Below are 13,896 nucleotides of genomic sequence, written 5' to 3'. Positions count from 1 at the left end.
TCTGTCTTCCTTGATCATTGTATCGATCCCGCGGTGCCTGCCACAGCGCCTGCTGCCGCCGCACCCGCCGCTGTTGCGGCAGCGGCAGCCCGTTCTGCCAGGAATGCTTCGAGTGTGATGCGACGGCCATCTGCGGTACGCACCAAGAGAATGCCACCTCGGGTCGCCGAATTCGCGCCTCGGAAAATGTGAAAGATCCGATAGCCTTCGTCGCTCCTGAAGCCGAAAACGGTGGTGCCGTTTGACCGTGTTTCCTCATAGATGAAACGGATCGTAGGATCGCCGACCACGGCCTTGAGGTGATCCGCTTCGGCTTCATTACCCAAGCGGTGTGCCCGGTCGAACCCACCCATATTCGTGCCGATCTTGCTGGCGTAATCGGGCACCTCATTCCGCTCTGTCAGGATGTGGATCATGTTCATCCGGAAGCTGACGTCATCGCTGGCCATCATGTCGTCCAGATCCATGTAGCCCGTGATGAAACTGTCTATGAACAGGTTGGCACCGCCCACCCGGCCCGAACTGTTGATCAGTCGCAGTGGCAGCGTTTGCGGGCCGTCGATGAAAGAGATCATCCGTCGGTCAAAATCCTGAAGTTGCGGTTCATCGACGACAATATATTCGAGGACCCGACCGTTCAGCGTGTAGCTGATGGCAGGAGACTGGGCGTTCAGCCTGTCCACCAATTCCTGGGCCCGGTCGAACGCGCTTGCCTCGCCCCGCCCCGGCGGGCGCAACTCGACCGAGCGGCGCAGTGTCTGGCCATGACCTTGTTGCAGGGTGTGGGTCAATTCATGCGCCATCAGGCGACGGCCTTCATGGGTGGAGGGTTGATATTGCCCCGCCCCAAAAGCGATGTGGTTGCGCAATGTGTACGCGCGTGCCCCGATCCCTCTGGCGGCCTGTGCCGCGCCCTTGCCGGTGTGCAGACGCACCTGCGACAGGTCGCGACCAAAGCGCGGTTCAAAGTAACTGCGTTCGGATTGGCTCATTGGCTGGCCTCCGGTCGAAACAGCGGCAGCAGCGGCATTGGTTCCAGCCGATATCAGGCCCGGTCCGGAGGGTTTGGCCTGCAAAAGCTCTTCTTCTTCCTGCTCATCGGATTCGCGTTGGATGATGTCGGGTTTCATCTGGATGGTGTCGACCAGCCCACGCGGAAGCTGATCGCTTTGCGCACCGGCGCTCTCAGGGGTCCTTTGGCTGGAAACAATATGGTCCGCGACGGCGTCGGCCTCGCGTTCGTGCGCGTCGTTCACACTGCCAAGCCGGACATTCATGTCTGGCCCGAAAGCGGCGTTCCTGGAGGGCGCTGCAACCGTTGGCGTTGCCGTGTCGGATATATGCGTTGCGGATTTCATTGGTTCGCTCGACCCCTTTTTGCACCGACGTTTGGCAATGGGCGGCGCGGGCGGGCAGGTGACATGTTCATGACGACACCGCCTTTATCGTCGCGGCGGCGATACGCGTGTGAAGCGCGCCGCTGCCTTCGGAAAGGGTCGCTTGTTTTTGTGAATGGTGACCGCCATTTCCAAAAGCCGATGCCCCTTGTGTCGCCAGAACCCGGCGCACTTCGTCCAGCAGGGCCGCTTGCAATGCAGCGCTTTCAAGGCCGGGTTGATCCGAAGTTATCCGGTCGATCCGTACGGTGACGTTTGGGTTTTTCTGCGTCATGAGAATGATCCTTTTTCGATGGCCGTAACCGGCTTTCCGAGCTTGGCGTATTCGCGGAAAGTGGCGCGTCGGATATGGGCCATGGTGACAGGGCCATGGGAGCCGGCAGCAAGGTAGGATGCATTGAGAGCGATGGATCTGATCGAACCACCCGAAATGGACAGCCCCGCGAGGGCGTCGTAATCCAACGCCTCAAGGGGTGTCTCGTTTGGAAATATACGTCGCCAGATATCTGCCCGTGCGCCAGTGTCGGGAAATGGAAATGTCAGAACGTAACGCAAGCGACGCAGGAACGCGGTGTCCAGCGCCGATTTCTGGTTCGTCGTCAGGATGGCGAGCCCGCGATAGGACTCCATTTTTTGCAAAAGGTAGCTGACCTCGACATTGGCGTATCGGTCATGGCTGTCCTTGACTTCGGATCGTTTTCCGAAAAGCGCGTCCGCCTCGTCAAAAAGCAATACCGCGCCCCCATCTTCTGCTGCCGCAAAGATGCGCGACAGGTTCTTTTCCGTCTCGCCAATATATTTGCTGATGATCTGGCTGAGATCGACGCGGTAGAGGTCAAGGGACAGGTCATTGGCCAACACTTCGGCGGCGAGCGTCTTTCCGGTCCCCGAGGGGCCTGCAAACAGGGCGGCCGTTCCCAATCCTCGGGGGCTCTTGTCGGCCCAGCCCCAGTCATTGTTCACACGCCATGCATCCCGCACTTGGGCCGCGACGTCTTTCAGAGCCGATATCAGGCTGTCTGGCAAGATCAGGTCTTGCCATTCGGCAGCGCTTTCTACGCGGTCGGCGAGGCCGTTCAGGGCGCGGCGCCCCTGAAGCCGCGCCGCGTGCCAGAGCGCTGCGCCAAGATCATGTGTCGTCATGTTCGGATCAGGAGTGCCGACCATCGCAACAGAGGAATTGATAGAGGCGGGATCCAGCGAAAACTGCCCGGCCAGAGCATCGACGGCGGGGCCGAGCCTGTCAGCGGTTTTCCGGCCAAGCGCCATGCGCCAAATGTCCCGCTGGGACCCGATTGTGTGGGGCGCGAGATCAAGTCGCAGCCGCGGTGTACGGTCTGTCAGTGGCGGGTCGTCCGCGATGATAATGGTTGGCCCGGTCAGACGATCGGCCAATGCCGCAGCCTTGGATACATCATCCGGTGAGGTTTCAATGATCAGCGCGGCGCCGGACAGCGCCAACTCGCGGTCAACAAAGAGCGCAAGTGACTTGCTCTGGCTCCAGTCAGTGGGGATGTCACGTGCATGCAGGCGGAAAAGATCCAGTCCAAATTCTGAGGCAACCTCGGCTGCGACGCCGCGCTGTGACCGCCTGTCCTTGCCGCCGAGCAGGATGACGGGAAGCGGATCGCTGTTTGACCAACTCCGGGAAATGGTCTCGATTACGGTGCCGAATGACGCCGACGGCGTCGCCAGTTCGTCAAATCCGATCCGTTCGAGCAACCCGGTCAGCCGCGCGTCAATATAGGTGTTTCCAAGCAGGGCCTGCACGATCCGTTCATCTACGCGTATCTCGCGCTGACGCAACGGACCTTGGCCTGTCAGGTCGATCAGGTGCCAGTGTCGTAACGGTGCCTCGGGGCAAAGCATGTCCCAGACGTCTCTGCCAAAGAGCCGGAGCGCGATGGCCACCCCAACACCGGGTGAACCTGTGATCGCGGTGACCTGTTGCGCGAGCGTGTCGCTCAGCTCGCACCCGACGGCAAGGACAAGCAATTCGGCTTCTGCGTCGCTCAGCCCAAAGATCTTGCAGAGCCGGGGCAATGCGGATGTTTCGGACGTGTCAAAGGCCGTCAGGCGCTGGTCGCCTGCCAGCGCCTCAAGCCGCGCCGTCACTTGCAAAAGCAGCGCATCCAACCCTTCGCGGGGTTGCGGGACAGTCATCCCGTGTGTGTTTTCGAAATGCGTTGTCATGGTACCGTCACCGTTTCCAGACGGGGCGGCGTCGTGCTCAGATCGATGACCGGGCTGTCGATGCCATCAACGCGCAAGCGCACCGGAACGTCCGAACCAGAGGTAAGACCGGCAATGGTCGCGGTGACTTCCGTTTCCGGGGCAGCCGGCGAGGACAGCACTTGCATTTCCTGTCCTGCAAGGATCGCGACTGTTTGACCGGGTCGGATAGGTGGCGCACAGGTCATCGTGATGTTAACGTCAGGCGGTGCGGCAAGCACAGACGGCGTTGTGGCCGGAGCCAAGGCCAGCGGCAATCCGTTTGAGACCTGTGCGCGGCCGTCAGCCTGGCGCACGGTGACGTCGACAGCATAGGCCCCGATCCGCCAACTGGCCGGATCAAGGACTGTCCCGATTGCCGGATTTCCAGGGGCGAGCGGGGCAATGCCCGGAAGCGTGACCAGCAAGCGGGTTGGCGCGGAAGGGGACATAGGCGCCATCTCCAGTGTCCGCGTGCTGCCCGGTTCCGTGAAGCGCACGATCACCTCGGTTCCGGGGCCACCGTCGAGCTTGAAACCGGTGATCTCGATCTGTCCACCAAGGCGCATGACGGGATGGTCGTCCACAGACCGGATGCCACTGATCGTGGGCACGGAGGTCATGACGTCGGGACGTACAGAGACGCCGGGATCGCGGCCAGTGGCAGGGTCGCGCAAACCGCCGCGCGACAGGACCGGCAGGGTTGGACGTACCGGGATCTCGCGCTCGATCAGGACAAGGGAAACGTCATAGGCAACTGTCGTGCGATAGCTGGCCTGAAATGCCGTGAAAAGCTTGGACATATCGTCCATTGAGAGGGTCCGGGGCGTAACCTTGATCACTTCGATCTGATCCGCAAGCTCAGAGGCGCGGAGCGTATCGAACGCGGCCGGAAGGATGTCGTCAATCGCCGCAAGCTCAAGTGCCGCGCGGATCCTGTCGCGGCCGAAAATCGCCGTTTCGTGGAACATCTGCATCGCATAGCCCAGCAGGATTTCCGCATGCAGTTCTTCACCGGCAACCGCCGTCAGCATGTAATGGAGATCCAGAGCCAGACGCGGGCGTTGCGTGATCCGTCCGGCAGCGTCGCGAGTCGGCAGATCGGTGTTCCGGTAGGCCTGGTTTTGCGACAAACGGTAAAGAAACAGGTTCAGCTGTGCGGGTTGTTCATTGCTGTCGCTGACGATGCGATCCGGGGGCAGAGCTGTCACGGTGAAGTCCGCCCCCAGCACCTGCGACACGTCACCATTGACCAGCGTGTCGTTGAGCAGATCCTTCAAAAGCTGCGTCACTGCGGCGATGGCCAGCACGTTGCTCATGATCCGCGCCCCCGAAGGTAATCAGAAAGTGACGGCAAGTTGCGGGTTCTGGGGGCAGGGCGTTGCGGCGCAATCGTCTGGGGCTGTTCAGTGCGGACATCAAGCTGTCCGATATGGATGGTAATCTCCGGTGCTGCCGCTTCGGTTTGCGCGGCCGCATTTGACGCAGCCGCCCGGTAGGGAGCTGTCGGCGCCTCACGTGTTTCTACGTTGCCGGTTGCATCGTGCGTGGTCGTCTCCAAAAGGGGCGGCGGCGGGGGTGTCGCCTCGAAGGGGGTGTCCGTGTGCGGACGATCTGCCCCTTGATCCGCCTCTGTCTTGAGTGGAGGGCTGGTCACCGCAGACCTTGTCGTTGTTCTGGCTGTATTTGGACTGTGTTTCGACAACAGCGGAGCAGGTTGAACGTGGTCCTGCAGGGGGTGCTGCTGTTTTGATTGTGCTGGCAGGCTCCTGCTTTGGGGCGCGGACGTCTGTGCTTCACGGGGATCAGGGGCTGCGGCCGGAGCTTTGGCTGCAACGGCGCCGGGCTCCGAATTGATCATGGCTTGAGGCATGGATGCCGGATCGGATGGAGCAACGGAAGGCTGCGATTGGGCTGTCGCAGGTGATCGTACCGGCGTATCTTGCTGGATTTCCTCAAATCCGACATGCCCGCCAGACGTTTCAAACAGCGAGGGCAGTTGCGGGCGAAGCCCCGTCGTTGGCGCGCCGGTTGCGCGCGCAATCAATCGTTGAAACGCGCCCGCCATCAGCTGCGCACCCGTTCAAGATAGAGGGCACGGCGGGCCGGGCTCAGGGATAGGATATCCGCCTCGGACCACCCAAAGGCGGCGGCAAGGTCTGCCACTTCGCCCAACAGCCTGTGCGTGGCCGTGCTGATATCGGCCCAGATATGCGCGGCAACATCGAGCGTTTCGGTCCAGTCGTTGGCGCACTCGGCGCATGTGATCTGTGTGGAAAGCTCGGCTGCGGCGGCAAGGTCCTCGGTCTGTTGACCGATGTCATCCCTGTTGACCGCATCGATGCCAAGCCGCGCGCGCAGCGTCTCGAACACGGCGTCACCTTGCAATTCGGCCACGGCGGCAAGGTCGCGGCTGGTCAGCGGCCGAGGATCGGTTTCCTGCCAATTGCCCTGCGCCAGCGCGTTTGCGAGATCATTCGCGTTCAGGTCCATCGCCATTTCCGCTTTGCATTCCGGACACGTTGCACGCGCGGGCATGACGGCACCGAAACTGTTGGCGCGGATCGCGAGCAATCTGGCGTCACGCTCGGCAAGAGGCAGATCGGCAGGGTCGCAATCCTGCGCAGCTCCGGCGGCCCACAAGATGGCCAGAGCCCGGTCAAGCGGCTGCCGTGCGGCACCGGTTTCCCACGCCGCAAGGATGCCGGATGTCGCCAACTGATAGCGCATGTCCTTGTCCTCGTCCTGCGCTGCACGTTAGATGCGGCGCGTTCTCTGGCGCATTACAGCGTCGGTTCTGCGGGTTCGTTGACATCCGTGTCACAAATCCAGCCTTCGTTTTCCAGTTTGATTGATTGGATCGCGATCGCGTTTGCATTGGCGTCCAATTCGGGCAGCGCCTGAAATTCAGAGACCCAGCAGCGAAAGACCTGATAGGCAATCGCAAGCTGCCCGGCCTCGTTGTACATCTCGATGATGATGTCCTTGCGGAAATCAGCCAGAGAGCTCTCGGCGCCCAACCCTGTCCCGTAATTCCAGACCTTGTTGGCCCATTGCTCGAATTCGAGGTCATGGGTCACCCCACGCTCAAGCATGATGGGTTCGTATTTGGAGCGACCGGGGGATTTGCGGCCTGTCGACGGATCCCCGCCGACGCGGTGTTCGACCACCTCGGTTATCCGCTTGAGCGATCCAACCTTGGAAATGCCCGCAACAAATTTGCCGTCCCAACGGACCCGGAATTTGAAATTCTTGTACGGGTCAAAGCGTTGCGCATTTACACTGAATTGAGCCATGTCTTGACGCTCCTCTCCCTAGGTTGGGCTTTGATCCGCGATTTGCTGGATTGAAATGACGACGAATTCTGCGGGTTTGAGCGGTGCAAAACCCACCTGAATATTCACGATGCCCAAATCGATATCGGCCTGCGTTGTCGTTGTCGCGTCGCACTTGACGAAATAGGCATCCTTCGGCGACGCGCCCTGAAAGGCACCCTGGCGGAACAGCCCGTTCATGAACGAGCCGACAGCCAGCCGGATTTGCGACCAAAGCGGTTCGTCATTGGGTTCGAACACCGCGAATTGGGTGCCGCGATAGAGGCTTTCCTCGATATAAAGGGCGACCCGCCGCACCGGTATATATTTCCACTCGCTGGCGCGGGCATCGGCCCCGACCAAGGTGCGCGCCCCCCAACTGACGGTGCCGTAGACCGGGAACGAGCGCAGGCAGTTCAGGCCCAGCGGGTTCAGCACCCCATTTTCGGGATCGGACAACACGTAGTCGAGAGCCTGCACGCCGTTCAGGCTTGTTTCGATGCCTGCCGGGGCTTTCCATATCCCGCGCTGATTGTCCGTTCGGGCCCAGACCCCGGCCATCAAGCCGGAGTTTGGAAAGGACCTGAGCCGCCCGTTTTGCAAAGGGTCAGCCAATCGTACGCGCGGGAAATAGGCAACCGAGTTGGTGCTTTTGACAGAGGAGTTGGCCGCATCCGTCGCCCAATCCCGCGCTTCGTCAAGGGAGTCGATCAGGGGATCAATATCGACGATGATCATGGACCGGCGTTCTTCGGCATAGGCGATGGCCGTGCTCAGAACCGCGATGTCGCTGTTCCCGGGGAATGCCATGATGTTGATGTTATCTGCGTCTTCCAACGCGTAAAGCCCGGTTTTGGCCACCCTGTTGCCAGTATAGAAGGCCGCGGAAGTTGGCGGAATGCCATCACTGCCGCCTGTCCCTGCGGCTTGCGCCGCCTTGCTTTGCCCGATGCCCGGTTGATAGGCCGCGATGTTGACGAAATCGACATCGGCTGCAGAGAGGTTCAATGCATCTGCTCCGGCGCCGCTAAAAGTGAACCCCAGGCTGGGGACCGCATCGCTGGGGGTAACCACAAGCGCATCATCGATCACATTCACCCGTGCCCCCGCAAATGCGGCAATACCGCTTCCGGCAAGCCCGGCCTGAATTTGCGCACGCGCCTGACCCAAAGACGTCGGAACAGGGGTCAGTGGGATTGCCAATGTTTCAACAGGTGTTCCCACGACCGCCCCTGCGGCGTCCAGATCAACAAGCTGCACGTTGACCGGATCATTGTCGCTGATGGTGACGGCGGCGAAATCGTCGATCCGTCCGCCTGTCGTGCCGGATGCAGCGGGCCGGGTTTCCTGCGCCCCTGCGACTTCGCGCCCCCCATTGATGACGCCAAGGCCCAACAGAGCCGCCGCATTCTGGCTGGCAGCATTGCGGAAGGAAATGGACGATCGCCGCCCGGACGTTCCCGACACAAAGGTGAGAACACCAGCGTCGTTGGTATGGGTCACGCCCGCGACACCGTCCAGCGCGTTGATCAAAGTCTCTATGCGCCCGCCCAGAGCATCGACATCAACCAGTTCGTTGGCCCCGTCGAACAGCCGGATTTCTGTCACCGGTCCCCCATCCACAGAGACGTTCAGCCGCCGTGTGTCTTCGGTCAGGCCGGTGACATCTCCCGGGGTGAGGGTGACCGAGCTTGTCGCCGTGGCGTTCTCGGTGCCGGGCAGGTTGGCATCGGTCAACTCCACCAGGTCCGATGCTGCGTTGACGACTTCCCGTGCGTATGTCGCCGCTCTGTCATTCATAGACAGGTTTCGGTGGGTTTCACTGCGCAGGGGAACAAGCCGCCCGTTGCGCTCGCCCAACTCTGTGATCGACAGGTTGAAAGTGTTGACCGGGTCCGCCGTCGCGTAGTCGACGTTGAGCATCAGGTTATTGCCCCAAATGCCCTCACTGGAGGCGGTGACGGTCAGCGTCACGGCTCCCGCAACTGTCTCGAGACCGACGGAAGCCGCCAAGGCGTTTTCGGCCACCCGGACGATCCAGCAGGTTCCGCCGCCATTCAGAAAGAAATGATTCACCGCATAGGACAGATCGCTGTCCACATGCAGACCGCCAAAGGTGCGTTCGAAGTCTCCGTAGTTGAAGATTTGTCGGGCTTCGTCCACCGGTCCGCGCGACGTGTAGCCAACGAACGCACCGATCGATGTGGGAACACCGGCAATCGCGCGCGCGCCGCTGGGTATTTCTTGGATATAGACCCCCGGGTAGGAGACGGAAACGGGCATGATCAGAGCTCCTTATGGATGAGATGCGCCCAGTGCGCAGATACCAGCCCCGGAGAGATCGAAAGCAGTCTCTCCGGTGAAAGATGCATTATGGAAAGGCGACGTGTGTGAGGCTGCTACTTGGAAACGAGTACAGGATTATGACTGCTTTGGCCGACCGTGTTACTGCCCCGGTTGCTGCCCCACAAAATCCGCACGCGTCTTGGGTGCCGCTCATGACAAATTACCTAGCTGTAGAGCAGCTAAGCCACTCTAATTTATTGGAAAAACTTAAACCTATATACAAGCAAGGGTTGGCCATCGTGCGATTCGAGTCAAGGCTGGTCCCGATTTTTTTGACGGAACATGTGCGGGTTTTCGCCAAGAGCGTGTAAGGCGAAGCGCATGATTTTGGCACGAAAATGACCAAACAAGGGCGGAGAAAAGATTCCGAACCACACGGATGTGTGTCAGATGGGCCATGGTCTCAGCTGGAGAGAAGCGACCCTGACATTGCACGGGGGCGCGCTTGTCCGTGCGTCTTTGCACCGCGTTTCAATGCAGGATAATCCAATGTGGACGTGCTTAGGTATCCACTTGATCCGACAACAGAATTGCCAAAAATTTCGTGGATTCGAAACTTGCGAGAACGATGGCAAGAACCGCAGTCATCGGAACGGCAAGGATGGCCCCCGGAATACCCCAAAGCGCGGTCCAGACAGACAAAGCGCCAAGCACGACGACTGGACTCAGGTTGACCTGGCGACCGATGAATCGCGGTTCGATCACGCTCCCGACAAGAAACTGGGTCACAATCAGAAAAGCCCCCAGCGACAGGGTAAGCGGCAACGACACGAATTGTGCAAAGGACAAGACAACAGGAAAAAAGACGCCGAGATACGAACCTACGTAAGGAATGTAATTGAGCAGTCCGATAACCACGGCCCAGAAAAAGGCAAAATCGACGCCATGCGCCCACAACATGACAAAGGAGACGAGTCCAAGCAGGATGTTCAACAGCGTTTTCGCGGCAAGGTAATCCCCGACTCTGCTGTTCATTTTGCCAATCAGTTCGATGGCTTTATTTGCTTGTTCTTCGTTCGGGAAGGCCGCCTGGAGTTTGACTTGGAAGCCAGATCGTTCGCCCAGTAAAAAGGCGGAGTATATCACGATCAGAAAGACCATCGCGCCGACATTCGTGAATCCGCCAAGCAGCCCAAGCAGCACAACACGCAGGTCGAAAGCATCGATTGTGACGGCCCGTAAGTGTCGCCAAAGCTCCTCTTGATCCAGTTCATACTTCTCGGCGATGCCGATCAGAAAAGCGTCGATATTCGCTTCGTAGATTGGTGCCACCGATGCGATTTCCCGCACGGTGGCAGCTGCCAGGGCCGCGAACAAAATGAAAGTGGTGCCAAAAATGATCGCCAGAAAGAGCTTGATCAGGGCCAAAGGCACAACGCTCATAAATCGTTGGCGATGTATCGCGTGAGACGCCGACACCAGAACGTAGACTGCGATTATCGCGGCCACGATCGGAAGGATGATGGGCCGCCCCACGAAAAGTAACCAGCCAACTGAAACCATGAGGAAAATGGCGAGCGCGAAGTTCAGCAGTGGCGCATCTTTCATGCAGGTAACGGGCTCCAGCCTGACGAGGACGGGTTAAGCGCCAAAAAGCACGTCGTCCATTGAAACCTGTGTATTGAGGTTGCGCACACAGATCAATCAAACTGATGCAACTGGCAACAACCGACATTCAAGTCTGTTGTCGCGGCAGAGCGTAAGCGGGTTTGGTGGCGCCTGAAACTGCACAAAAAAGGCCCCGCAGCGGTGCGGGGCCTCAATACCGTTAACCACTGACTGGTTTTTGTTTATCCGAATACCTCTGTCAGCGCCTTGTCGACTGCGTTGATGATCTGGTTGATGTCGTCCTTGGTCGCGATCAGTGCGGGCGAGAAACACAGCGTGTTGTTCTTGCCGGGCAACGACCGGTTGGTCGCGCCGATGATCACCGCCTGTTTCATGCAGTGGCCTACGACTGCTTGCACTTTCTTCTCTTCGGCGGGGTCGCGGCTGTCGCGGTCGGCAACCAGTTCGGCGCCGAGGAACAGACCCTTGCCGCGCACATCGCCGATCACTTCATGCTTGTCCTTGAGCGCACGCAACTGGTCGAGCATGTATTCGCCCATCAGCGTTGTGTTTTCGAGCAGGTTCTCGTCCTCGATGATTCGCATGTTCTCGAGCGCCGCCGCTGGCCCCGCCGTGCACCCGCCAAAGGTCGAAATATCGCGGAAGTAGTTCATTTTATCGCTGGCATCGTCCTTGAACAGGTCAAAGACGGCCTCGGTCGTGGCAAGGCACGAGATTGCAGCGTAGCCTGACGCGACGCCCTTGGCCATTGTCACCATGTCCGGCTGGATGCCGTAATGCTGGTAGCCGAACCAAGCCCCGGTGCGGCCCACGCCACAAACGACCTCGTCGATGTGCAAAAGGATGTCATATTTCTTGCAGATCTCGGCGACCCGCGGCCAGTAGCCATCGGGGGCTTCGATCACGCCACCCCCTGCGGTGACCGGTTCGAGGCAGAGCGCGCCCACGGTGTCCGGGCCTTCGCGCAGGATAATCTCCTCGATCTGGTTGGCGGCCCACTCACCGTAGTTTTCGACCGGCGCGCCGTCTTGTTCGTGCTTGCGGTATTCAAGGCAGTGGGGCACGCGGACGAAACCGGGTGTGTAGGGGCCGTATTGCGCGTTGCGTTCATCCTGACCACCGGCTGACAAGCAGGCGATTGTGGTGCCGTGATAGTCGCGGTCGCGGTAGAGGATCTTGTGTTTCTTGCCGCCATATTTCTTGTGCGCGATCTGGCGCACCATCTTGAAGGCCTTCTCGTTCGCCTCGGAACCGGAGTTGGCATAGTAGATGCGGCTGAGGCCGGGCATCTTGGTCAGCAGTTTTTCAGCGAAAAGCGCGCCGGGGATCGAACCTACTGTGCCGCCGAAAAAGTTCATCTTGACGACGGCGTCGCGCACCGCGTCGCCCATGGATTCGCGGCCATACCCTACGTTGACCGTCCACACACCGCCCGACACCGCATCGATATGTTCGATGCCTTTCTGGTCCCAGACACGCAGGCCCTTGCCTTCGACAATGATTTTCGGATCGGCACCGGTGAAAAACGGCTGGTGCTGGATCAGGTGATGCCAAACATTTGCGCGGTCTGCTTCAACAACGCGACTAATATCGTTTTCAGTGAACGTGCCGTCCATGTCGTGAACCTTTCGATGTGATGGGGTGCCAATGAAATATGACTCGATTGGCCTTCTGCCGAATACGTTTGATCAAATTCTAGCCAGCACAATAGGGCCAGATCAATGGTGTAAATAAAGCCAGATAGGTTGGCTCCATGTGCCTGGAGGGTCTGTCTTTCAGATGATTCTCTTTGTTATTATAGCTTTGTCTTGCATTTCAAACTTCCAAAGCTTGACTTCGGTACGTCGGAATTGTGACGTTTATTGGTAATAAAGATTGATCCGGGGCAGATTATCGGCTCGGATCACGCGAGTGCGCGGCAAACGCGCGCCATGAGAGGCGGCATACCGCCCGAAATGATCAATTTATGCGCTGCAATTCAGACTGCGCGCGAAACACGGGAGTATCTATATATGACGTTCAAATCCAAGCTGATGGGTGCAGTGGCAGCCACTGCGGTTCTGGCAGGCGCACAAGGCGCGATGGCACAGGAAATCACGGTTGGTTATTTCCTCGAATGGCCGATGCCGTTCCAGTACGCCAAGGAAACCGGCATGTACGAGGCTGCCATGGATGGCACCACGATCAACTGGGTCAGCTTTGACACCGGCACCGCGATGAGTGCTGCGATGGCATCGGGCGACGTTCAGATTTCTGTCAGCCAGGGTGTGCCGCCATTCGTCGTGGCCACCTCGGCCGGGCAGGATATCCAGATCGTCGATGTGGCTGTATCCTACTCCGAGAACGACAACTGCGTTGTGGCCTCTGCCCTGGAGATCGACAAGAATTCCGCAGGCGAGTTGGCGGGCAAGAAAGTCGCCGTTCCTCTGGGCACGGCTGCACATTACGGCTTCCTGAGCCAGATGAACCACTTTGGTGTCGATCTGGCCAGCCTCGACATCGTTGACATGGCACCTGCAGAAGGTGCCGCGGCGCTCGCGCAAGGTGCTGTCGATATGGCATGTGGCTGGGGCGGTGCGCTGCGCCGGATGAAGGAAAGCGGCAACATTCTGCTGACAGGTGCGGAAAAACAGGCATTGGGCATTCTGGTGTTTGACGCCACAACCGCTCCTGCCAACTTCATCGCCGAAGACGGCGCATTGCTGTCGCAGTTCCTGGCCGTCACCGCAGAAGCAAACGCCATGTGGAACAGCGGCGAACACACCGCCGAAATGCTGCCCGTGATCGCGAAAGACGCCGGTATGGACGAAGCCGCGACAGCAGAAACACTGGCTGGCTTTGTTTTCCCAAGTGTCGAAGAACAGCTCAGCGAAGCATGGCTGGGAGGAACGGCCCAGACGTTCATGAAGGGTGTCGCGGACGTGTTCGTGGCCTCCGGCTCCATCGATGGCGCGCTGGACAGCTACGCAGGTACGGTCAACACTGGCCCGCTGTCAGCGATCCAGTAAAAAACAACGGGCCCGTGCGGTATGATCCGCGCGGGCCACTTTACACCAGAG

At 59.3% G+C, this 13,896-nt stretch carries 11 protein-coding genes; 1 reads left to right on the top strand and 10 read right to left on the bottom strand.

All coding sequences use genetic code 11. The features are described from left to right. Positions 1-14: 14 nt before the first annotated feature. From LC354_RS07895 to LC354_RS07850, 10 genes are all read right to left on the bottom strand, one after another. The gene (locus tag LC354_RS07895) at positions 15-1,358 is read right to left on the bottom strand and encodes an eCIS core domain-containing protein (protein WP_223422696.1); all 1,344 of its coding nucleotides are present in this window, start codon (positions 1,356-1,358) and stop codon (positions 15-17) included. Positions 1,359-1,425: 67 nt separating this feature from the next. After that, positions 1,426-1,671: a hypothetical protein gene (locus LC354_RS07890; RefSeq protein WP_223422694.1), complete on the bottom strand. Its 246-nt coding sequence runs from the start codon at positions 1,669-1,671 to the stop codon at positions 1,426-1,428. Beyond that, entirely contained in the window at positions 1,668-3,590 is a 1,923-nt protein-coding gene (locus LC354_RS07885) for an ATP-binding protein (protein WP_223422692.1), read from the bottom strand. Before LC354_RS07885 ends, LC354_RS07890 begins: the two co-directional genes overlap by 4 nt. Then, on the bottom strand, positions 3,587-4,927 hold the full coding sequence (locus tag LC354_RS07880) for a DUF4255 domain-containing protein (RefSeq protein ID WP_223422690.1): 1,341 nt from the start codon (positions 4,925-4,927) through the stop codon (positions 3,587-3,589). The genes LC354_RS07885 and LC354_RS07880 overlap by 4 nt, the downstream gene beginning before the upstream one ends. Next, the gene (locus LC354_RS07875) at positions 4,924-5,676 is read right to left on the bottom strand and encodes a hypothetical protein (RefSeq protein ID WP_223422689.1); all 753 of its coding nucleotides are present in this window, start codon (positions 5,674-5,676) and stop codon (positions 4,924-4,926) included. Before LC354_RS07875 ends, LC354_RS07880 begins: the two co-directional genes overlap by 4 nt. Continuing rightward, a complete protein-coding gene (locus tag LC354_RS07870) occupies positions 5,676-6,338 on the bottom strand; it encodes a T4 family baseplate hub assembly chaperone (protein WP_223422687.1) in 663 nt (220 codons plus the stop codon). The genes LC354_RS07875 and LC354_RS07870 overlap by 1 nt, the downstream gene beginning before the upstream one ends. A 53-nt stretch (positions 6,339-6,391) precedes the next feature. After that, positions 6,392-6,904, bottom strand: a complete 513-nt coding sequence (locus LC354_RS07865; protein WP_223422685.1) for a phage tail protein — start codon at positions 6,902-6,904, stop codon at positions 6,392-6,394. An 18-nt stretch (positions 6,905-6,922) separates the two neighbouring features. Continuing rightward, a complete protein-coding gene (locus LC354_RS07860) occupies positions 6,923-9,205 on the bottom strand; it encodes a phage tail sheath C-terminal domain-containing protein (protein WP_223422683.1) in 2,283 nt (760 codons plus the stop codon). A 564-nt stretch (positions 9,206-9,769) separates the two neighbouring features. After that, a complete protein-coding gene (locus LC354_RS07855) occupies positions 9,770-10,816 on the bottom strand; it encodes an AI-2E family transporter (protein WP_223422682.1) in 1,047 nt (348 codons plus the stop codon). A 242-nt stretch (positions 10,817-11,058) separates the two neighbouring features. Beyond that, positions 11,059-12,453 carry an aminotransferase family protein gene (locus LC354_RS07850; protein WP_223422680.1) on the bottom strand — a complete coding sequence of 465 codons (1,395 nt, stop codon included), beginning with the start codon at positions 12,451-12,453 and terminating at the stop codon, positions 11,059-11,061. A 396-nt stretch (positions 12,454-12,849) separates the two neighbouring features. Between LC354_RS07850 and LC354_RS07845 the strand changes: the two genes are divergently transcribed. Further along, positions 12,850-13,845: a taurine ABC transporter substrate-binding protein gene (locus LC354_RS07845; RefSeq protein WP_223422678.1), complete on the top strand. Its 996-nt coding sequence runs from the start codon at positions 12,850-12,852 to the stop codon at positions 13,843-13,845. Positions 13,846-13,896: the final 51 nt, after the last annotated feature.

This window comes from Tateyamaria pelophila (assembly GCF_019966495.1).
In the GTDB taxonomy this organism is placed as follows: Bacteria; Pseudomonadota; Alphaproteobacteria; order Rhodobacterales; family Rhodobacteraceae; genus Tateyamaria; species Tateyamaria pelophila.
This window is presented reverse-complemented; position numbering and strand designations above follow the sequence as displayed.

Excerpts from the sequence above, each read along its gene's own strand:
- LC354_RS07895 (WP_223422696.1), bottom strand. The coding sequence starts at position 1,358 with ATGAAATCCGCAACGCATATATCCGACACGGCAACGCCAACGGTTGCA.
- LC354_RS07890 (WP_223422694.1), bottom strand. The coding sequence starts at position 1,671 with ATGACGCAGAAAAACCCAAACGTCACCGTACGGATCGACCGGATAACT.
- LC354_RS07885 (WP_223422692.1), bottom strand. The coding sequence starts at position 3,590 with ATGACAACGCATTTCGAAAACACACACGGGATGACTGTCCCGCAACCC.
- LC354_RS07880 (WP_223422690.1), bottom strand. The coding sequence starts at position 4,927 with ATGAGCAACGTGCTGGCCATCGCCGCAGTGACGCAGCTTTTGAAGGAT.
- LC354_RS07875 (WP_223422689.1), bottom strand. The coding sequence starts at position 5,676 with ATGGCGGGCGCGTTTCAACGATTGATTGCGCGCGCAACCGGCGCGCCA.
- LC354_RS07870 (WP_223422687.1), bottom strand. The coding sequence starts at position 6,338 with ATGCGCTATCAGTTGGCGACATCCGGCATCCTTGCGGCGTGGGAAACC.
- LC354_RS07865 (WP_223422685.1), bottom strand. The coding sequence starts at position 6,904 with ATGGCTCAATTCAGTGTAAATGCGCAACGCTTTGACCCGTACAAGAAT.
- LC354_RS07860 (WP_223422683.1), bottom strand. The coding sequence starts at position 9,205 with ATGCCCGTTTCCGTCTCCTACCCGGGGGTCTATATCCAAGAAATACCC.
- LC354_RS07855 (WP_223422682.1), bottom strand. The coding sequence starts at position 10,816 with ATGAAAGATGCGCCACTGCTGAACTTCGCGCTCGCCATTTTCCTCATG.
- LC354_RS07850 (WP_223422680.1), bottom strand. The coding sequence starts at position 12,453 with ATGGACGGCACGTTCACTGAAAACGATATTAGTCGCGTTGTTGAAGCA.
- LC354_RS07845 (WP_223422678.1), top strand. The coding sequence starts at position 12,850 with ATGACGTTCAAATCCAAGCTGATGGGTGCAGTGGCAGCCACTGCGGTT.